Origin of the sequence: Algibacter sp. (assembly GCF_039977455.1) — a bacterium.
Taxonomy (GTDB): Bacteria; Bacteroidota; Bacteroidia; order Flavobacteriales; family Flavobacteriaceae; genus Algibacter_B.
In genome coordinates this window covers 1-20,045 of record NZ_JBDWDG010000015.1, presented here as the reverse complement: position 1 = coordinate 20,045, position 20,045 = coordinate 1, and the positions used below count along the sequence as shown (strand labels likewise).

Annotated in this window: 16 protein-coding genes; 8 read left to right on the top strand and 8 right to left on the bottom strand. The window is 32.8% G+C overall.

What is annotated here, in order from left to right; all coding sequences use genetic code 11:
* The first annotated feature begins 202 nt into the window (after positions 1-202).
* Together ABJM36_RS05995 and ABJM36_RS05990 are read left to right on the top strand one after the other, a co-directional pair.
* Positions 203-2,407 carry a RecQ family ATP-dependent DNA helicase gene (locus ABJM36_RS05995; protein ID WP_348450208.1) on the top strand — a complete coding sequence of 735 codons (2,205 nt, stop codon included), beginning with the start codon at positions 203-205 and terminating at the stop codon, positions 2,405-2,407.
* 436 nt (positions 2,408-2,843) lie between these two features.
* The gene (locus ABJM36_RS05990) at positions 2,844-3,860 is read left to right on the top strand and encodes a hypothetical protein (protein WP_348450206.1); all 1,017 of its coding nucleotides are present in this window, start codon (positions 2,844-2,846) and stop codon (positions 3,858-3,860) included.
* 214 nt (positions 3,861-4,074) lie between these two features.
* On the opposite strand, the gene ABJM36_RS05985 is transcribed toward ABJM36_RS05990, so the two are convergent.
* From ABJM36_RS05985 to ABJM36_RS05965, 5 genes are all read right to left on the bottom strand, one after another.
* On the bottom strand, positions 4,075-4,731 hold the full coding sequence (locus ABJM36_RS05985) for an alpha/beta fold hydrolase (RefSeq protein ID WP_348450204.1): 657 nt from the start codon (positions 4,729-4,731) through the stop codon (positions 4,075-4,077).
* A 72-nt stretch (positions 4,732-4,803) separates the two neighbouring features.
* Complete coding sequence (locus tag ABJM36_RS05980; protein ID WP_348450202.1) at positions 4,804-5,142, bottom strand: hypothetical protein; 339 nt, start codon at positions 5,140-5,142, stop codon at positions 4,804-4,806.
* 1 nt (position 5,143) lies between these two features.
* Positions 5,144-6,400: a dihydroorotase gene (locus ABJM36_RS05975; RefSeq protein ID WP_348450200.1), complete on the bottom strand. Its 1,257-nt coding sequence runs from the start codon at positions 6,398-6,400 to the stop codon at positions 5,144-5,146.
* Positions 6,397-8,322: a BatA domain-containing protein gene (locus tag ABJM36_RS05970; protein WP_348450198.1), complete on the bottom strand. Its 1,926-nt coding sequence runs from the start codon at positions 8,320-8,322 to the stop codon at positions 6,397-6,399. Before ABJM36_RS05970 ends, ABJM36_RS05975 begins: the two co-directional genes overlap by 4 nt.
* An 88-nt stretch (positions 8,323-8,410) precedes the next feature.
* Positions 8,411-9,418, bottom strand: a complete 1,008-nt coding sequence (locus tag ABJM36_RS05965) for a glycosyltransferase family 2 protein (protein WP_348450196.1) — start codon at positions 9,416-9,418, stop codon at positions 8,411-8,413.
* A gap of 87 nt (positions 9,419-9,505) precedes the next feature.
* Between ABJM36_RS05965 and ABJM36_RS05960 the strand changes: the two genes are divergently transcribed.
* The gene (locus ABJM36_RS05960; protein WP_348450194.1) at positions 9,506-11,395 is read left to right on the top strand and encodes a peptidase M61; all 1,890 of its coding nucleotides are present in this window, start codon (positions 9,506-9,508) and stop codon (positions 11,393-11,395) included.
* A gap of 144 nt (positions 11,396-11,539) precedes the next feature.
* On the opposite strand, the gene ABJM36_RS05955 is transcribed toward ABJM36_RS05960, so the two are convergent.
* On the bottom strand, positions 11,540-12,325 hold the full coding sequence (locus ABJM36_RS05955; protein ID WP_348450192.1) for a TIGR02757 family protein: 786 nt from the start codon (positions 12,323-12,325) through the stop codon (positions 11,540-11,542).
* Positions 12,326-12,399: 74 nt separating this feature from the next.
* Between ABJM36_RS05955 and ABJM36_RS05950 the strand changes: the two genes are divergently transcribed.
* Complete coding sequence (locus ABJM36_RS05950) at positions 12,400-13,566, top strand: MFS transporter (RefSeq protein WP_348450190.1); 1,167 nt, start codon at positions 12,400-12,402, stop codon at positions 13,564-13,566.
* Here ABJM36_RS05950 and ABJM36_RS05945 read toward each other — a convergent pair.
* Positions 13,563-14,225 (bottom strand): ABC transporter ATP-binding protein, encoded by a 663-nt coding sequence (locus ABJM36_RS05945; protein ID WP_348450187.1) that lies wholly within the window; start codon positions 14,223-14,225, stop codon positions 13,563-13,565. The two genes, ABJM36_RS05950 and ABJM36_RS05945, sit on opposite strands and share 4 nt — an antisense overlap.
* A gap of 151 nt (positions 14,226-14,376) precedes the next feature.
* On the opposite strand from ABJM36_RS05945, the gene folE reads away from it, so the two are divergent.
* Both folE and ABJM36_RS05935 read left to right on the top strand, forming a co-directional pair.
* Positions 14,377-14,964, top strand: a complete 588-nt coding sequence (gene folE / locus ABJM36_RS05940) for a GTP cyclohydrolase I FolE (RefSeq protein WP_348450185.1) — start codon at positions 14,377-14,379, stop codon at positions 14,962-14,964.
* A 56-nt stretch (positions 14,965-15,020) separates the two neighbouring features.
* Positions 15,021-15,293: a hypothetical protein gene (locus ABJM36_RS05935; RefSeq protein ID WP_348450183.1), complete on the top strand. Its 273-nt coding sequence runs from the start codon at positions 15,021-15,023 to the stop codon at positions 15,291-15,293.
* 37 nt (positions 15,294-15,330) lie between these two features.
* On the opposite strand, the gene ABJM36_RS05930 is transcribed toward ABJM36_RS05935, so the two are convergent.
* Positions 15,331-15,879 carry a DUF3124 domain-containing protein gene (locus tag ABJM36_RS05930; protein WP_348450181.1) on the bottom strand — a complete coding sequence of 183 codons (549 nt, stop codon included), beginning with the start codon at positions 15,877-15,879 and terminating at the stop codon, positions 15,331-15,333.
* Positions 15,880-16,154: 275 nt separating this feature from the next.
* Between ABJM36_RS05930 and ABJM36_RS05925 the strand changes: the two genes are divergently transcribed.
* The gene (locus tag ABJM36_RS05925) at positions 16,155-17,774 is read left to right on the top strand and encodes a CTP synthase (RefSeq protein ID WP_348450179.1); all 1,620 of its coding nucleotides are present in this window, start codon (positions 16,155-16,157) and stop codon (positions 17,772-17,774) included.
* Positions 17,775-17,898: 124 nt separating this feature from the next.
* Positions 17,899-19,785: a membrane protein insertase YidC gene (yidC, locus tag ABJM36_RS05920; protein WP_348450177.1), complete on the top strand. Its 1,887-nt coding sequence runs from the start codon at positions 17,899-17,901 to the stop codon at positions 19,783-19,785.
* Positions 19,786-20,045: the final 260 nt, after the last annotated feature.

Below are 20,045 nucleotides of genomic sequence, written 5' to 3'. Positions count from 1 at the left end.
AATTTATTGTTTTTTGATTTGATTTTTAAAGATTTTAGTATCTTTAGTGTGCTTCAAATTGATTTTTTGTTGTAATTTAGAATTTGGTTACAAAACTAACGAAAAAAAATATGAGGGTTCTCTAAATGTTTTACGAAATTATATAATCATGATTTCTGTTCAATATTAGACTTATAATTAAACAATAATTTTAAAACAATTCATGTCAATATCAAAAAATGACTTGCATGCTGCTCTAAAAAAATATTTTGGGTTTAGTAAGTTCAAAGGGCTTCAAGAAGGTGTTATCGAGAGTTTATTAGCCGGTCAACACACATTCGTAATAATGCCTACAGGCGGAGGAAAATCATTATGTTATCAATTACCAGCTTTAATGCAAGAAGGTACCGCTATTGTGGTTTCTCCATTAATTGCATTGATGAAAAACCAAGTAGATGCCATTAGAGGTGTTTCAAAAGAAAATGGTGTAGCACATGTGCTAAATTCTTCTTTAAATAAAACCGAAATAAAGCAGGTTAAAGAAGATATTGTTAATGGCATTACTAAATTGTTGTATGTCGCTCCAGAATCCTTAACAAAAGAAGAGAATGTCGAGTTTTTAAGAACCGTAAAAATTTCTTTCTTAGCTATTGATGAAGCGCACTGTATTAGTGAGTGGGGACATGATTTCAGACCAGAATATAGAAACCTACGCCATATTATTAAGCGTATTGGCGATAACATTCCAATTATAGGGCTTACTGCTACGGCAACGCCTAAAGTTCAAGAAGATATTATTAAAAATTTAGGGATTGGAAATGCTAAAACATTTAAGGCATCTTTTAATAGACCTAATTTATATTACGAAGTACGGCCTAAAACAAAAAATGTAGATGTCGATATTATTCGATTCATTAAAAAGAACGAAGGTAAATCGGGTATTGTATATTGTTTAAGTAGAAAACGTGTTGAGGAATTAGCACAAGTACTTCAAGTAAATGGTGTAAATGCTGTGCCTTATCATGCGGGTTTAGATGCTAAAACGCGTTCTAGTCATCAAGATAAATTTCTTATGGAAGATGTCGATGTGGTTGTGGCTACCATTGCCTTTGGTATGGGTATTGATAAACCAGATGTGCGTTTTGTAATCCATCATGATATACCAAAAAGTATTGAAAGTTATTACCAAGAAACAGGGCGTGCAGGACGTGATGGTGGCGAAGGGCATTGTTTAGCATATTACGCTTATAAAGATATTGAAAAATTAGAAAAATTCATGTCCGGAAAACCTGTTGCCGAACAAGAAATTGGGCAAGCCTTACTGCAAGAAGTTGTTGCTTTTGCCGAAACATCAATCTCCAGACGAAAATTTATACTTCATTATTTTGGTGAAGAGTTTGATAATGAAACTGGTGAAGGTGGGGAAATGGATGATAATGTTAGGCATCCTAAAAAGCAAGTGGAGGCTAAAAATGATGTCAAGTTATTATTGGAGATCATTGCTAATACAAACGAAAAGTACAAGTCTAAAGATTTAGTAAACGTTGTAATAGGAAAGGAAAACGCCTTAATTAACTCTCATAAAACAAACGAGCAGCCCTTTTTTGGTGCTGGAAAACATAAAGACAATAAATATTGGATGGCCTTATTAAGGCAGGTTTTGGTGGCAGGATATCTTAAAAAAGATATAGAAACTTACGGCGTTATAAAATTAACAGAATCGGGTAGGGCGTTCCCTAAAAAGCCAGAGTCTTTTATGATGACCGAAGACCATATATTTGAGGGCGAGCAAGAAGATGGCACTATTATTACCGCTCAAAAAGGAGGTGGGGCTGTAGCCGATCCATTATTAATGGGCATGTTAAAGGATTTACGTAAAAAGAATGCTAAAAAATTAGGTGTTCCACCGTTTGTAATATTTCAAGACCCTTCGTTGGAGGATATGGCATTAAAATATCCAATTAAATTAAGTGAGTTGGCCAATGTTCATGGTGTTGGGGAAGGGAAAGCTAAAAAATACGGAAAAGATTTTGTAGCCTTTATTGAAAAATATGTAGAAGAAAATGATATTACACGACCAGACGATTTAGTTGTAAAATCTACTGGAACCAATTCTGCAAATAAGCTATTCATTATCCAAAATATAGACAGGAAACTGCCATTGGACGATATTTCGTCATCTAAAGGCATGTCTATGTCAGAGTTTATAAAAGAGATGGAAGCTATTGTGTTTTCGGGAACCAAGCTAAATATAGATTATTGGCTAAACGATATTCTTGACGAAGACCAGCAAGAGGAAATCCACGAGTATTTCATGGAGTCTGAAACCGATAGTATTGGTTTAGCTATCGAGGAATTTGATGGCGATTACGACGATGAAGAACTCCGTTTATACCGCATTAAATTTATTAGCGAAGTCGCAAACTAGATTTTTAAAATTTTTTTGGGCGCCTGCCTGCCGGCAGGCAGTTTACCGCACCCTTCAGCTCTGCTCATAACAGGTGGTTGGGTTTGAAGGCTGTCTTGAGCGCATTCTAAAGGTTGCAAGTCCTCGCATTTTCTTGGTCAGGCTGTGGGTTTTTCACTTCAATCCCTAACAGGAATTGTTTACTTGGGTTGGTGTTTAGCATTAGATGTTTTGCTTATATAAAGGGGAAAAGATTTCAATTTTACTGCTATTAAAAGTTAAACTACTACAATTATATTTTCATTTAGGAATAATCCTATTCTTAACAATTTTTAGAACATGAAAGATTTTTTGTATATTACTAATTCTTCCTTAAATATTTAATTAATAGTAATTAAGAAAAGTGAGATGTTTCTAATTTTGAAAACATTTCTTGTAACTTCTAAATTCTATTATAATGATTATCTCTAAATTTTCACAATACTTATTGTTGCTTGTAATTTTTTTTACATTATCAAGATGTGCTTCGAAAAAATCAATAGATGAAGTCAATCAAAAGCTTAAAAATTGTAGCATGTTGCTAAATGAGAAGAATTCGAATCAAGAATATTCTATTGGAAAAGTCGACTCATTGTTGAAAATTAATATGTTGCTTGAAACTCAAAATAAATTAGTGGCAAATGAAATGCTTTCTATGCAAAAGAGTATTCAGGACAAAAACGCTACAATACATGATTTGCATGAAATTTATTCGGAACTGGAATATAGTAAAAATGAAATGGAAAGTAATTATGAAAGAGGACAACAACTAATTAACTCTCTTAAAGAAGAAACTTTTCAACAAGAACAATTGTTTGATTCAATGATTTCTAAAGGAGAGGTTGACCCTATAAATTATAGTCTTAATGAGGGAAGATTGGCATTCCATTGTCCGAAACAAATGGATTATTTAGAATCATACAGTGTTATAGGTTTAATTGCTGATGTTATCTCAAATGACGAAGCTAAATCTATTCTCATCAACAAAATAGTGGAATTGGATGAAGCTGTAGATGTAAATAAATTAAAGAATGACTCAATTCTTGTCCGTGAGATAAATTATTATAATCTAATTGAGTTAGAGTTGGATGAAGCTAGTAACAAAAGCTTTGAAATAAGAAAGATGCATAGCTCAAATAAACAAAAGGTTAATCCTAGTATGGAAGGTTGGCACTGGGAAGTAAAGCCAATAGATCCAGAACCAAATCAAAAGCTGGTACTTAAGGTGTTCTATTATGATGAGAATGATGTTCGTAATTACAGCTTGTCGAAAGCATATAATATAAAGGTAAAAATAAGGTCATATCGATTTTTAACAAATTTAAAAACTCATTTCATAGAAAATACTGAATGGGCCATGGGTACCATTATTCTGCCATTTTTAACTTTTCTATTTGGAAGATATGATAGAAATAAGAAAAAGAAATCGACTTAAAAAAATATTTTATTTAATTCTATCATGGTAAATAGATAGTTTTAAGTTTAGTGTAAATGTTTCGTGAAATTTAGGTATTTCCATTTTGTTAGTTCGCATTAAGTACAACTCGTAAATATTATTAATTTTTCTTACAGAATAAAAGGTAGCACAAGTGGAGTCATTATAAAATAACAACCAATTTCGTTTCTTTATAATTAGGTGGAAATTTGCCTTAAATACGAGTTTCCAACCATGCTTTTAATTCGTAAAAGTTTTGAGGTGCGACACCGTGGCCAACAGGAAATTCAGAGTAGCTGTGTTTTATGTTTAAAGCCTCTAAAAATGGCGGTGTAAGTCTTGCCCAATCTACAGGGATTACTTGGTCTACGCTTCCGTGAGAGCAGTAAAAATCTAAACTTGCGTAGTTTTTTGTGTCCATATCTGCAGGGAAAATATCTTTATTAATATAGCCGCTAAGTGCTACTACATTTTTAATCTTTTCAGGGTAGGTTAATGCTACAGCGTAACTTAGAATTGAGCCTTGGCTAAAACCTAAAAGCGACACGTTATTTTTATTAATGGGGTAAGTGGCAATGGCCTCGTCTATAAATTTAGCTATTAAATCTCTAGAGGCTATCGCTTCGTCATTATCATTCCATTTTCCTTTGTTTTCATCAAAATTAATAGCATACCAAGCATTGCCGTAAGGTTGCATTGGGTAAGGTGCTTTTACCGATATAATAAAAAGTTCTTTTGGTAATTCGGCAGCAAATGAAAATAAATCATTTTCATCGCTTCCATAACCATGCAACAAGATTAATAATGGTGCATTTTCGGTTAAACTAGATTCTCGAACTATGTGTTGTAAGGAAAGGGATGGATTCGGCATGTTTTAATGTTTGGCGTTTATCACTAATAAGTGAAGTTTCGTTTTCTATTCTTAGGAATTGAGTACTGGTGTTTAAGATCCTAAGTTAGAAAAAATACGTTGGTATAAGTTACCTACAAGTGGTACAGTTTGTGCTTTTCGTGCAATAGCGTTGGAGAATCCATAAATAAATAGTACAGCAAAGAACAAGTAAAAAGATGACGTTACCAGCCAACTATCAAAATTACCAATTATGTATCCTAAGGCAAAAAAAGTAAGCCAAAGGCCTAACGATTGTCTAATGTGAAAACTAGCAAAAGTACTTTTATTATGCTCTTCGTTATTTAAGTAATAGGCTATAATAACACCAAAAATGGTAATGTAACTTATTATGGCGTTTTGGCGCCCTTTATTAATATCTTGTTCTGTCATGTTATGATTTTAAAACCTTTTGATTGTTTGCAATAATACCAAAAACGTGGCCTTTTAAGGTTTCGTTTTCAAAAATGGCGTTTTTAGATTTCGATACGATATCTTGTTTCGAGAAGGTATATTTAGGTTCAGGATTAAAAAGCGTTATGTTAGCCATATTGCCAATGGCAATAGGTTGTGCTTCGGCTCCAAATCTAGCTTTACCTTTGGTTAATACCTCAATAGTCTTTTTTGTAGTAAATAGCCTTTGTAAGGCTCCAAAGGCACTTTCTAAACCAATAGTGCCGTAGTTGGCATGATCGAATTCTATCTTTTTTTCTTCAATATCAATAGGAGTGTGGTCGGTAGTAACCATATCGATGGTACCATCTTTTACACCGGCTATTAAAGCATCAATATCAGGTTGTGTTCTTAGTGGTGGTAACACCTTGTAGTTGGTATCGAAATCGGTTAAAACGGCATCAGAAAAATAAAGGTTATGTATGGCTACGCTACAGGTAACGTCTAATTTTTTGTGTTTAGCTGCCCTAATTAATTCTACAGATTTTGCAGTGGATATGGTTGGGATGTGTAATTTTCCGCCAGTATATTCTAGTAAAAATAAATCTCTGGCTACTTGCAACTCTTCCGCTAATGCAGGTATGCCTTTTAAACCTAATCGGGTGCTTGTAATGTTTTCGTTTACAACACCAAGTCCAGAAATTTTGTTTTCTTGTGGAAATGAGCATACCAAACCATTAAAATTACTAGCATATTGCAGTGCAATTTTCATAAGGTTAGGGTTGGAGATAGGTTTTTTATAATCGTAAAATGCCACGGCACCTGCAGTACGCATATCGTAAAGTTCTGCGATGTCTGTTCCTAAACTTCCTACTGTTAGTGCGCCTATGGGTAATAAGCTAACCGCGTGGTTGTTTGCTTTAGAGTTTAAAAATGTAATGTTCGCATTAGAATCTATTACTGGGTTGGAGTTGGCATTTATAGCCACACTAGTAAAACCAGAGAGTCCGGCAGTTTTTAAACCGTTTTGTATGGTTTCTCGCTCCTCGTAACCAGGTTCGCCAAAACTTACACTACTATCAAACCAACCTTGAGAAACATGCAGATTCTCGAAATTAATTTCTTTGTAATTTTTAGGGTTTTCTATGCTGGTGGAAATCTTAGTAATCTTACCGTTTTCAATTAATAAATCCTGAGTTGTGTTGTGAAACTCGCTTTTAGAATCTATGATTGTGGCAGATTTTATAAGTATGTTCATTTAAAGAATTTTAATATGAGCATTTCAATAATCAATAACGCTAGTGCAAAAATAACAAACCATTTCCATAGCGCGTTAATTTTTGTGTCACTTTTTATAGTATCGAAAATCTCGGTAATGGAATCGCTAACGGTTACATGTTTTAAAGCCGAAAGATCATTGTAATTTAAATTACTTTCGCTTCGGTTAAAATTATAACTCAGTTTTTTTAAAGTATCGTTTTTAGTGATTAATGCATAAATCCCAGCTTCTGATGGTTCATCAAAAGTATTAATCACTACTTTATTATTAAAATATTGTTGTTTGGGTATAATGCTAATGCCGTCTTTCTGCAATGAAAGCACCTGGTCTTGTTGCATTTTGGTATCGACATCAAATGTGTTTTCTTGTCCAATGGTATAATATAATTCAGGAATTTTAAAACTTTGCTTGCCGATATTGTATAACGTTGGTACAATTAAAGGTAAATTTTTAAAACTTGAATTGTCTTTATTTAAAGCCGAAGAAAATATATAAGCATTTTTAAACTGTCCTAAAAAAAGGTTGCCATCTTCAAAATTTAATACCGATGCTAATTGATTGGTTGTAAAAGGATAGAAGCTATTAACTTTAGGGTATTGAAAGTTTTTAACTTGTTTTTCAAAAACCCCATTGCTGTACAATGGATGTGAGTAATTTATAGTTGTAATGCGTTTTTCGGCATGGATAACAGTATTAAACCCGCTACTAAAATTGGCTAATAATGGATTGTAAGACGCCAGATTAATACTTTGCGATGGAATAATTATAACCGACCCACCTTGTGAAGTAAATTGTTTTAAAGCTGCATTTAAGGCTACGGGAATTGTTTTTAATTCGTTAAGAATAATAAGGTGTTGGTTGTCAATTAAGTTATAGTTTAATTGATTTTCTGAAGTGGCTAAAAAGTTGAATTCCGCAGGTGTATAAATGCGTTTTAAAAATGAATCGGTTGTGCCATTTATACTTAAAACATTAATTTTTGATGGTTTATTAATGTTGAAATAAAGGCTATTATCAAATTGTAAATTAGCATCGTTAATGGTTATTTTTCCATTGATGATTTGATTAACAGGAAGTGAAAATAAAGCTTCGGATTCTTGTTGAATTGCTACCGAAGTTTTAGCAACTAGCTTGTTATTGTTATACAATGAAACCGGTAAATTATCAATTTCAGTCCCACTGTTTTTAAGAATTACTTTTAAGGCAAAAGCTGTTGGAGTGGTTTCAGAAATGAAAAGACTATCAACCGAAATATTATTCGTGTTAACAGGACTAAGTTTAACAAGATTCACGTTAATTAACGAATCTTTTTTTGTTTTTAATAATGGTGTATTGTTTTGAAAATCAGTTATTAAAACAATATTATTTAAAGTGTTAGTTTTTTTACTTAAAAACGTTTTACTTTTTAATAATGCAGCTTGTATAGTTAATTGATTTGTTGAATAATCAAGTTTAAGTAAATCGTTTTTTATAGCTTTTATGGTGGTGTTTTTAAAAACAGCATCGTTAGTAAAAAGCGAAATGGTTTCGTTTTCTGGCACCTGAGTTATTATATCTTGCACCGCACGTTTTAGTAATTCGCCATGCGTGCCTTTAGCTTGCATACTAAACGAATTATCTAAATAAATTATGGTTTCTTTTTCTTTTTTAAAGGCATCAGATTTTGATGAAAAAGGCTGCGCGAAAGCAAAAACTAATGCTGCTAAAAGTAATAAGCGTGTTAACAGCGTTAACCACTTTTTTATTTGCGAACTTTTACGAGTTTGTAAAGTAGCTTCCTTTAAAAAAGCTACATTGGTAAATTCGACTTTTTGAAACTTTCGTAACTGAAATAAATGAACAATAATAGGGATGAGCAGTAAAAATAAAGCGTAAAGAAGTTCGGGGTGTTTAAACTGCATATTGTTTTAGATTGCCCAAATATAGAAAATGCATTTGAATTTATAAACGTGCTTTTAGGAATTTAGTGTTTTTAATCTTGAGTGTTATTCAGCAGAAGAACACATAATCTACTACAGACTTTAATTTTAAAGCATTTAAATAACTTCTTATTTCTAATTGTGCTTCTTTATTAGCAACAGTAATGATACTTTGGGTATTTTTTATGGTTTCTAAATCCTTAAAAGGTCTTAATATTTTGCCATAAATATCTTTGCCTATCTTTTTTGGGTTATCGCAAATCCACTCAAAATCGATTTGTTTTTCAATAAGGGTTTTGGCTATAAATTTACCTTTATTTCCGGCGCCCCAAACAAAAAGTGTTTTTTCAGGGTTGTAATCTAGTTCTAAAAAATAATCTAGTTTTAATGGTATAAAATGATTTGCGGCATAATGCTCGTCTGTTCTGGAAGTTCGATGACTATAATCTCTCCAATCATGTAATACCAGATTACAAGGTATGCATGTCAAACCATGTTTATAAAACCGAAATGCTAAATCGTAGTCTTCAGGATATCTGTTGGGGTTAAACGCATCACAAGCTATAAAATCGTCTCTATGCAACATCCAACAGGGCGATGGGATTACACATTCCTTGTAAATTTCAGAATAATTAGTGCCTTTCTCCGTTAAAGCATTCAGCCAAATTTCATAACTTTTATACCCTGCTTTTATACCTTCTTCAGCAAAATAATGCACTAAACCAACAGCCAAATTACCTTTTCCGCACTGGATTAAACTAGAAGCCATAATTTCTAACTTGTTAGGTCTCATGATATCGTCGCTATCCATTCTACTAATTAAATCGCCTTCACTTTGTGAGAAAGCGAATTGTAAAGCTTCAATAATGCCGTTTCCTGGATTTTTAAAAAGTTTAACTCTGCTATCTTTTTTAGCAAAATTTTCTACAATTGAAAAGCCTGCATCGGTAGAGTTGTCGTCAATAATAATAAGCTCCCAATTGGTGTAGGTTTGGTTTATAACGGATTGAATACAATCACCTAAAAATTCCGCGGTGTTTTTAAACGGAATTAATATACTTACTAGTAACTTTTGCATGTTGCGAATTTAACAAAACCTTAAGAAAGGAGACCGTAACATTATGGTAATTTGCGGGTCAATTAAAAAACTTTAAAAATTAATTTAATGTATACAAAAACACTATTCGCTTTATTTGCTGGTGCTGTGTTAGTTGGCTGTGGTTCAACTAAAAATGTTAGTAACGATTTAGCAACAAGTTTACCAATTGAAACTTCAATAAATTTATCTAGCATTATTGATGATAAAGCACCGGTTACCATTAACCCAGGTCGTTTTACTACGCAAACGGTAACTTATAGATTGCCAAGGGTGATTCAAGGAACCTATTCGGTTAGTGATTTTGGTAAATATGTAGACGATTTTAAAGCCTTCGATTATAATGGAAACGAAATGGCTGTTAATAAAGTTGATACCAATACGTGGACAATTGATAATGCAAAACAATTAGATAAAATTACCTATTTAGTAAATGATACTTACGATATTGAGGTAGATGGGGGTATTGGAAAAGACACACCGTTTTCGCCAGCAGGAACTAATTTAGAGCCTAATAATTATGTTTTAAACTTGCACGGATTTATTGGGTATTTTGATTCATTAAAAAATAACCAATATAAGTTAGATGTTATTGCTGCGGCAGATTTTAAACGCACATCGGCATTGCAAAATGTAAATTCTCAAATTAGCGAAGATGGCAAAACAATGACAACCAGTTATTTTGCACCTAGATATTTTGATATAACCGATAATCCAATGATGTATGGAAATTTAGATGTTGAGGAGTTTCAGGTTGGCGATATTAAAATTGTTTTAAGTGTGTATTCTCCTAATAATGTGCATTCTGCTAAATCGCTTAAAGACGTGGTTTATAAGATGATGCAGGCTCAAAAAACATACCTAGGCGATATAAATGCAACCCCTAGATACGATATCTATTTGTATTTATCTGAAGGAAAAGAGGACTCGCCAAAAGGATTTGGAGCATTAGAGCACCATACATCTACTGTGGTTGTATTACCAGAATCTATGGATGCTGCTGCAATAGCTGCTAGCATGACAGATGTGGTATCGCACGAGTTTTTTCATATTGTAACTCCATTAAGTGTACACTCTGAGGATGTGCATTATTTCGATTATAACAACCCAACTTTTTCTAAGCATTTATGGATGTACGAGGGCGTTACAGAGTATTTTGCAACCTTATTTCAAGTAGACCAAGGTTTAGTTGATGAGGCTGAATTTTACATTAAAATAATGGAAAAAATAGAAGGTTCTAAGCGTTTAAACGATGCTATGAGTTTTACTATTATGAGCGAAAATATCTTAAAAGCACCATATAAAGATGAGTATTTAAATGTGTACCAAAAAGGAGCATTAATAGGGATGTGTATTGATATTTTAATGCGAGAAGAAAGTAATGGAAATCGAGGTATCCTTTCTTTAATGAAAGAATTATCGAATAAATATGGAAAGGATAAACCTTTTGAGGATGATAAGTTAATTAGCGAAATTACAGCTATGACCTACCCATCTGTGGGCGAATTTTTAAACACACACGTAGTAGGAGATATTCCAATTAATTACAATACTTTTTTTAATAAAGTAGGTTTAGAAATTGGAGAATCGCAAATTAAGGCTAATTATATTTTATTGAATGGCGCACCAATAGTAAGTGGAGATCCAACAAAAGGCATCTTTTTTGTAGATAGCGTATTAGAAAATAGCTTCTGGAAAGAACAAGGTGCGCAGCCAAACGATATTATTAAATCTATAGACGGTACCGAGGTGACATTACAAAATGCAAACCAAGTTTTAGGTCAGGTTTTTGGTTGGACTCCAGGGCTAGATGTCGAGGTTGTGTTAGACAGGGATGGTGAAGAAGTTATAATTAAAACTACAACTACCCAAGGCTATACGGCAGGAAAAGCATTAATAGAAAAGTCAAATGCTACAGCGGCACAAAAATCATTGCGACAAGCCTGGTTAAAAGGGTAAGCAAATGGCGTAATAAAGCTAAAACGGTTGGTGAACTTATGGTTTGTCAACCGTTTTTTTTATTTTATGGTGTTACTTATAAGGAATGGGCTAGTTTGCTTAAATTCATGTTCTATGAAAATAAGGAAATGAAAGCTGTAAAGGTTAAAAACCTTCAAATACTCCTAGGCCAAATAAAGCAAAATCGTATTTAACGGGGTCGTTAGGATCTAGGTTTCGTAAAGAAGTGTCTAATTCAGCTAAAGCCTTACCATCATTTTGCTTTCGTTTTAATAATCCTAGTTTTCTAGCTACATTTCCAGAATGTACATCCAAAGGGCAAGAAAGTTGACCTGGAGTAAGGCTATGCCAAATACCAAAATCGACACCAGTTTTGTCGTTTCGTACCATCCAACGTAAATACATGTTTATGCGTTTTGCAGCCGAATTTTTTAATGGATCGCTAACATGCTTTTCGGTACGCTGTAAATGCTCAATTTCAAAAAAAATAGATTTAAACTTCGATATAGCTAATTGTAAAGAGTCTTTCTGGGCATGTTTTGTAAACACAGATTCTAATCCACCATGGTTTAAATATATGTGTTGTAAGGATTTTATAAACTGTGTACAGTCTTGTCCGTTAAAAGTACGATGTACAAAAGGAGCTAGTCGTTCTAAATCGGTTTCTTCATGATTAATAACAAAGTCGAAAGGGGCTTGGTCAAGTAAATCCATTAACTTATTGGCGTTATTAATAATACTTTTCCGATTTCCCCATGCAATGGTTGAAGTTAGAAATCCTGAAATTTCAATATCTTCTTTTTTACTGAATTTATGTGGTATTTGTATAGGGTCACTTTCAATAAATCTAAGGTTATTGTATTCTAAAACTTTGGCGTCTAAAAACTCTTTGAGTTCAGCTTTACTGAGTTTTATTTGTTTTTCTTTCATAATTCAACAAAAATAATTGTAATTAGTTGAATAGATAAGAGACTTAGTAAATTATTAAAAAGAACACCCAATAAATGACAAGTAAAAAAGCAATTTTACCCATAATTGGGTTATCTCAATTTTTTTGTACCTCGTTATGGTTTGTAGGTAATGCTATTATTGGCGATTTGGTAATTAACTTTAATTTAAACCCTTCGGCATTAGGAAATTTAACTTCAGCTTTGCAATTCGGTTTTATTATAGGCACTTTTATATTCGCTATTTTAACTATTGCCGATCGGTTTTCGCCATCCAAAGTTTTTTTTGTTAGTGCTGTAGTAGCTTCATTTTTTAATGTTTTAATAGTTTTTGGTTCGCACACGCTTTTAAGTTTAATAGTGCTCCGTTTTTATACAGGCTTTTTTCTAGCAGGTATATACCCAGTTGGCATGAAAATAGCATCCGATCATTTCGAGAAAGGTTTAGGGAAATCATTAGGGTTTTTAGTTGGCGCCTTGGTTTTAGGAACTGCTTTTCCGCATGTATTAAAAAGTGCTCAAGGTTTATTTTTCTGGGAACATATGATTTATTTTACTTCTGGATTAGCCATATTAGGTGGTGTTTTAATGGTTTTACTAGTTCCCGATGGTCCGTATAAAAAGACCTTACAGAAATTTGATGTGTCTATATGTTATAAGGTTTTTAAAATTAAAAAATTTAGAAGTGCAGCCTTTGGTTATTTTGGACATATGTGGGAGTTATACGCATTTTGGGCGTTTGTGCCAGTGTTTTTAAAGGCGTATTCAAATTTTCATAATACAATAGATATTAATATTCCGCTATATAGTTTTTATATTATTGCTATTGGTAGTTTTGGCTGTGTATTCTCTGGTTATTTATCGCAACATTATGCCACCAAAAAAGTGGCGGGTATGTTGCTTGCTTTATCCTGCTTGTGTTGTTTGGTGTCGCCAGTGTTTTTTATGTTGACTTCAGAAATTACTTTTATAATGTTTTTAATGTTTTGGGGAGTGGTTGTAATTGCAGATTCTCCATTGTTTTCAACCTTAGTGGCTCAAAATGTAGTTGGCGAATCTAAAGGCACCGCGTTAACCATTGTAAATTCTATTGGTTTTGCCATTACTATTGTAAGTATTCAGCTTTTAAATGTTTTACAAACCCAAGTAGAGCCAAAGTATCTGTTTTTAGTCCTGGCTATAGGGCCTATTATAGGATTGTATGGGTTTAATAAAAAGCCTTAGTCTAATATATTTCCATCAACCATTACCAATTTTCTGTCGGCCATATTTGCTAGGTCTTCATTGTGGGTTACAATTACAAAGGTTTGACCAAATTCATCACGAAGTTTAAAAAAGAGGTTGTGTAAATTCTCAGCAGATTCACTATCTAAATTACCCGAAGGTTCATCGGCGAAAATTAATTCAGGATTATTAATTAATGCCCGTGCTACAGCTACCCGTTGTTGCTCACCTCCTGAAAGTTCGTTAGGTTTATGATTGTATCGGTGTGATAATCCTAAGAAGTCCAAAAGTTCTTTGGCGCGTTTTTCGGCATCAGCCTTTTTTGTGCCTTTTATAAATGCAGGTAAACAAACATTTTCAATAGCTGTAAACTCTGGAAGTAATTGATGAAATTGAAATATAAAGCCAATATGTTCGTTTCTAAATTTAGCTAAAGCTTTGTCTTTAAGTGTTGTTATATTGGTGTTGTTAATTAGTAATTCGGAATCTGATTTAACCGAGGCTTTATCTAAAGTCCCTAAAATATGTAGGAGTGTGGTTTTTCCAGCACCCGAAGCTCCAACAATAGAGACTATTTCACCTTTTTTAATTTGGAGATTAACACCGTTTAAAACTTGTAAATCGCCATAGAATTTATGAATGTTTTTTGCTTGTATCATCTTAAAAAAATAACAGACGTGAAATTACTATTTAATACCGTTATAGCAAATGTTTATTAAGTAATATGTTTTATTAATAGGAGTTTTAATGGAGAATTCTATTTTATGCTTATATTTAAATATTATTTCGAGTTAATACATAAAATTAATTATGCCATATAAGAGTTTTGAGGAGTACAGTGATGATGTTACTGAAAACGTTAAAAGTAAATACCAAGAAATTATTACAGATTTAGGTGAAGATATTGGTCGTGATGGTTTGTTAAAAACACCAGAACGAGCTGCAAAAGCAATGCAGTTTTTAACGCAAGGTTATGTGCAGGATCCGGTTGAAATTCTTAAAGGTGCCATGTTTAAGGAGTCTTATAATGAAATGGTAATAGTTAAAGATATTGAATTGTATTCGCTTTGCGAACATCATATTTTACCTTTTTTTGGTAAGGTGCATATTGCTTATATCCCTAATGGTCAAATTGTAGGATTAAGTAAATTGCCTAGAATTGTTGATGTGTTTGCAAGACGCTTGCAGGTGCAAGAACGCTTAACTCAACAAATATTAGACTGTATTAATGATACGCTAAATCCACAAGGTGTTGCTGTGGTTATTGAGGCATCGCATATGTGTATGATGATGCGTGGTGTACAAAAGCAAAATTCTACTACAACCACCTCAGGTTTTCGAGGTCAGTTTGAAAAAATTGAAACTAGAAATGAGTTTTTAAAGCTTATTGGAAAGTAGTTAGTTTTTTTAAAATTTGGTATGTTTCTTGCTATATTCTTAATAAAGAAATAAGTATGAATTTAGAAAACTTAAGTAAATATAAAAAACTCGGACTTAGCTTAGTATTTGATGCTATTGGTATGTTAACTTTTATTGATATTATTTGGGCTCCAGCATCGGGTTATTTAATGAGTAAAATGTATAAAGGGACCAAAGGTAAAGTGGCAGGTGTCATTTCATTTATTGAAGAAATTATCCCAGGATTCGATATTATACCAACCTTTACTATTATGTGGTTGCTAACCTATGTGTTTCAAAAGCAAGAAGAAACTGTTCTTGAAGTCTAGTAATACTGGGTTTACTTTATTATAAGCCTTTAAATTACTATTTTTTTTCTGTTTTAACGGTCCCGTTTTTACCACTAATGGAATAGCCGTCAGTTGAAAATGAAAAGCTTTTATTGTTAAATTGACCAATCATAATAGCCTGAATTAGTGGTCTTGTATTGCGGTTTTTTGCACTTACCTGAACAATAAAATTAGCACCCGAGCCTCCACTAGTATCTTCTTTTTCTATTACATAGTTTATCGTTGCCATGGGGTTTAAAATGATGGTATTATTTATATAGTTTTTAACCAAAATGCCCTCCGTATTATAATAATCTATTTTAGAAATATATAAGGTGTCGTTAAAACTTGTGTTTCTTACGCTTAAAGTAGCAGTAAGTAAATGTTCTGAATTATTGTTGTCAATATATATGTCTGAGTAAATGGGAACATAAATAAGATCTTTAAAATTTACGAGTTCTTTATCTAAAGTTTGTTCAACTTCTAAGGACTTTAATTCGTCTTCGCCTGATTTATTAAGATTTGGGTTTTGGTTCTGACAAGAATTTAAAATCAATGTCAGTAAACAAAAAAATAAGATTCTCATCTTGTATTTCATTTTTAAGAATTTTTATAAAAATAATAGTATTCCACTTATTTTTAATTGTAAAATAAATAATTGTTTTTCAAAATAAAGCAATTAGGTAGGTAAGGTGTTGTTTTAAAGGTTTATATCTAATATTTACGAAGTTAGTTGAATTAAAATATAATTTAAAGTGTATCAACTATAAAATCAATCCTGAATCTTTGAAAAATTGTTAACAAGTACCACTTAAATAACTATTTTAATTTTGTAAATTTGCCTGCGTTTATAAGCGCAACATGACAACTACAGCAAAATACATATTTGTAACCGGCGGGGTTACATCATCACTAGGAAAAGGTATCATAGCAGCATCTCTGGCTAAATTACTTCAAGCTCAGGGCTATAGGGTAACCATTCAAAAATTAGATCCTTATATTAATGTCGATCCAGGAACTTTAAATCCTTATGAACATGGCGAATGCTATGTTACTGAAGATGGAGCGGAAACCGATTTAGATTTAGGACATTACGAACGTTTTTTAAACCGACCTACAAGTCAGGCTAATAACGTAACTACTGGTAGAATTTACCAAAGTGTTATAGAAAAGGAACGTCGTGGTGAGTTTTTAGGTAAAACCGTGCAAGTCGTTCCTCATATTACTAACGAGATAAAGGAGCGTATTCAAAAGCTTGGTAAATCTGGTGATTACGATATCGTAATTACGGAAATAGGTGGTACTGTTGGTGATATTGAGTCTCTACCATATATTGAGGCTGTGCGTCAATTACGTTGGGATTTAGGTGAAAACAATGGTATTGTAATTCATTTAACACTTGTGCCATATTTATCTGCTGCTGGTGAGTTAAAAACTAAACCTACACAACATAGTGTAAAAACCTTAATGGAAAGTGGTGTTCAAGCCGATATTTTAGTATGTAGAACTGAACATAACTTACCAAAAGACTTACGTCGCAAATTAGCTTTATTTTGTAATGTTAAAGAAGAGGCTGTAATTCAATCTATTGATGCATCAACGATATACGATGTACCTAATTTAATGCTTGAAGAAGGCTTAGATAAAGTGGTACTTGAAAAATTAAAGCTTAAAAGTTCTAAACCAGATATCAATCAATGGAATCAATTTGTGCTTCGTCATAAAAACCCTAAAACTGAGGTGACTATTGGTTTAATTGGTAAGTATGTAGAATTACAAGATTCATATAAATCTATTTTAGAAGCGTTTATTCATGCAGGAGCTGAAAATGAAGTTAAGGTAAACGTAGAATCAGTACACTCAGAATATATAAATAAGGATAATGCCAAATTAAAATTAGGTCATCTTGATGGCGTTTTAGTGGCCCCAGGTTTTGGTGAACGTGGTATTGATGGTAAAATAGACGCGGTGCAGTATGTAAGAGAAAACAATATTCCGTTTTTAGGAATTTGTTTAGGTATGCAAATGGCTGTTATAGAATTTTCAAGAAATGTATTGGGAATTAAAGATGCGGCTTCCACTGAAATGGATACGGCTACCAATAACCCAGTAATTGGCTTAATGGAAGATCAAAAAAATATTACCGATAAAGGTGGTACAATGCGTTTAGGTGCTTGGGCATGCGACCTAAAAATGGGAAGTAAAGTACGAGATATTTATAAAGCTGAAAGCATAACAGAGCGTCATAGACATCGTTATGAATTTAATGGGGCTTTTAAAGATAGAATAGAGGCCGCAGGAATGTTGGCAACAGGATTAAATCCTGATACCGGTTTAGTGGAAATTGTTGAAGTCCCTGAACACCCTTGGTTTATTGGCGTACAATACCACCCAGAATATAAAAGTACTGTTGCTAATCCGCATCCTTTGTTTGTGGCTTTCGTTAAAGCTGCTTTAAATCAGAAAAAAAAGAGTAAATAATGCCAGTATGGCACAAATGTAAGATTGGATTGTTATTTGATATCTAGTTTCGGATTCTTGAAGATGTAAATCTCATAGAATAGAATTAAATCAATCAATAAACTAAATCCACTATAATTATCACATGGAAGAAAAGAAATTAGATATCAATTCGATTATTGGCTTTGTGCTTATTTTCGGAATATTGGCCTACATGCTTTGGCAAAATCAACCAACGCCAGAAGAATTAGAAGCTCAGGAAAAGGCAAAACAAGAGCAGGTTGAAGCAGAGCAAAAAGCAAAAGCTCAAGATGATACTTTAGTAACCACTGCAGCAGATTACGCGGTAGGTTCTGGAGTAGATTCGCTTCAAATGATTCAGTTAAAAAACAAGTTAGGGGCATTTGCTTATTCTGCAGCACAATCTAATGATAAAGAAACGGTTGTTGAAAGTGATTTGTTTGCACTTAAATTTAGCAACAAAGGTGGTTTTCTTTCAGAAGTAAGATTAAAACAATTTGTAGATTACGATTCTATTCCAATCTATATGGTTAAGGATAATAATGCATCCTTAAATATAAATTTCGGAACTACAGATAGTAGAATTTTAAACACTAAAGATTTACCTTTTGTACCTCAAGTAACAAAAAATGGAGATGTTACTGTAGTTTCAATGAAACTTAAAGTTTCAGAAAGTCAGTTTTTAGAATACCGTTACGAGATTAAAGAGGGCGACTATATGATAGATTTTGCTATTCGTTCTCAAGGATTAAGCCATGTTATTAATAGTTCGCAGGCCATTAATTTAGACTGGAAATTAAAAGGTTTCAGGCATGCAAAAAGTATTTCTTATGAAAATAGATATACCGATGTGCATTATGATTACGAAGATGGTAAGGCAGATTATACAAGAGATGGCGAAGACGATGTTGAAGATGTATCTTGGGTTGGTTATAAACAACATTTCTTTTCTTCGGTTTTATTAACAGACAACAAATTTAAAAATGTAAAAGTTAAAACTGAAAATTTAGTAAAAGACGAGGAAATAGATACCGTATTTACTAAAAGTTTTGCAACTACAATTCCTTTAGAATTACAAGGTGGTGAGTTCAATCAAACTATGGATTGGTACTATGGACCAAGTGATTTTAAAGTTTTAAATAAATATGATAGAAACTTAGATGAATTAGTACCATTTGGTTGGGGGCTTTTTGGTTGGATTAACCGTTTCATCTTTATGCCGTTATTTGGTTTCTTAGGTAGTTATATGTCTTTTGGTATTGCTATTGTTGTAATGACCGTTTTAGTAAAATTCCTATTATCGTTTGTGCAATACAAACAGTTTTTATCTCAGGCTAAAATGAAAGTTTTAAAGCCAGAATTAGACGCTATCCGCGAAAAGCATAAGGATAATAAAATGAAAGCGCAACAAGAAACTATGGCGCTACAAACTAAAGCAGGAGCAAGCCCTATGGCAGGATGTTTACCTGCTTTAATACAGCTTCCGGTGTTTTATGCATTGTTTCAGTTTTTCCCATCGGCGTTCGATTTAAGACAGAAGTCTTTCCTTTGGGTTAACGATTTATCATCGTACGATGTTATTGCAAACTTGCCGTTTACTATTCCTTTTTATGGAAACCATGTAAGTTTATTCCCAATATTGGCGTCAATTGCTATTTTCTTCTATATGCGATTAACTACAGGACAAAATATGCAGGCCCAACCACAGCAGGAAGGGATGCCAGATATGGCAAAAATGATGAAGTATATGATGTACTTCTCGCCAATAATGATGTTGTTTTTCTTTAACAACTATGCGTCTGGTTTAAGTTTATATTACTTTATTTCGAATGTTATTAGTATTGGAATTATTTTAGTAATTAAAAACTTTATTCTTGATGAAGACAAAATTCATGCTCAGATTCAAGAAAAAAAGAAGCAGCCTAAAAAGGAAAATCGTTTTCAGAAAAAAATGGCTGAAATGATGGAACAAGCTGAAAAACAAAAACAAGCCCAGCAAAAGCGTAAATAAATATGTTTTCAAACAAGGTTTTTATAATCTTGCGCATTAAAAATAAAAGCTGTCAGAATTCATTTTGGCAGCTTTTTTGTTATACGAAATCTAGAATACGTTCGTTAATTGAGTAAAATTTTCGCGAAATGGAAAGATTCATAAATTCATTATTTTAAACATATTAAATAATGAGTATAATGATAAAATCAAAAAAAAATTAAAATGAAAATCGGTTATAATTTATTTTTCTTCTTAATGCTTAGTGGTGCTGTATTTGG

Bases quoted from the DNA above. Each gene is read 5' to 3' on its own strand.
- ABJM36_RS05995 (WP_348450208.1), top strand. From the start codon at position 203: ATGTCAATATCAAAAAATGACTTGCATGCTGCTCTAAAAAAATATTTT.
- ABJM36_RS05990 (WP_348450206.1), top strand. From the start codon at position 2,844: ATGATTATCTCTAAATTTTCACAATACTTATTGTTGCTTGTAATTTTT.
- ABJM36_RS05985 (WP_348450204.1), bottom strand. From the start codon at position 4,731: ATGCCGAATCCATCCCTTTCCTTACAACACATAGTTCGAGAATCTAGT.
- ABJM36_RS05980 (WP_348450202.1), bottom strand. From the start codon at position 5,142: ATGACAGAACAAGATATTAATAAAGGGCGCCAAAACGCCATAATAAGT.
- ABJM36_RS05975 (WP_348450200.1), bottom strand. From the start codon at position 6,400: ATGAACATACTTATAAAATCTGCCACAATCATAGATTCTAAAAGCGAG.
- ABJM36_RS05970 (WP_348450198.1), bottom strand. From the start codon at position 8,322: ATGCAGTTTAAACACCCCGAACTTCTTTACGCTTTATTTTTACTGCTC.
- ABJM36_RS05965 (WP_348450196.1), bottom strand. From the start codon at position 9,418: ATGCAAAAGTTACTAGTAAGTATATTAATTCCGTTTAAAAACACCGCG.
- ABJM36_RS05960 (WP_348450194.1), top strand. From the start codon at position 9,506: ATGTATACAAAAACACTATTCGCTTTATTTGCTGGTGCTGTGTTAGTT.
- ABJM36_RS05955 (WP_348450192.1), bottom strand. From the start codon at position 12,325: ATGAAAGAAAAACAAATAAAACTCAGTAAAGCTGAACTCAAAGAGTTT.
- ABJM36_RS05950 (WP_348450190.1), top strand. From the start codon at position 12,400: ATGACAAGTAAAAAAGCAATTTTACCCATAATTGGGTTATCTCAATTT.
- ABJM36_RS05945 (WP_348450187.1), bottom strand. From the start codon at position 14,225: ATGATACAAGCAAAAAACATTCATAAATTCTATGGCGATTTACAAGTT.
- folE (WP_348450185.1), top strand. From the start codon at position 14,377: ATGCCATATAAGAGTTTTGAGGAGTACAGTGATGATGTTACTGAAAAC.
- ABJM36_RS05935 (WP_348450183.1), top strand. From the start codon at position 15,021: ATGAATTTAGAAAACTTAAGTAAATATAAAAAACTCGGACTTAGCTTA.
- ABJM36_RS05930 (WP_348450181.1), bottom strand. From the start codon at position 15,879: ATGAGAATCTTATTTTTTTGTTTACTGACATTGATTTTAAATTCTTGT.
- ABJM36_RS05925 (WP_348450179.1), top strand. From the start codon at position 16,155: ATGACAACTACAGCAAAATACATATTTGTAACCGGCGGGGTTACATCA.
- yidC (WP_348450177.1), top strand. From the start codon at position 17,899: ATGGAAGAAAAGAAATTAGATATCAATTCGATTATTGGCTTTGTGCTT.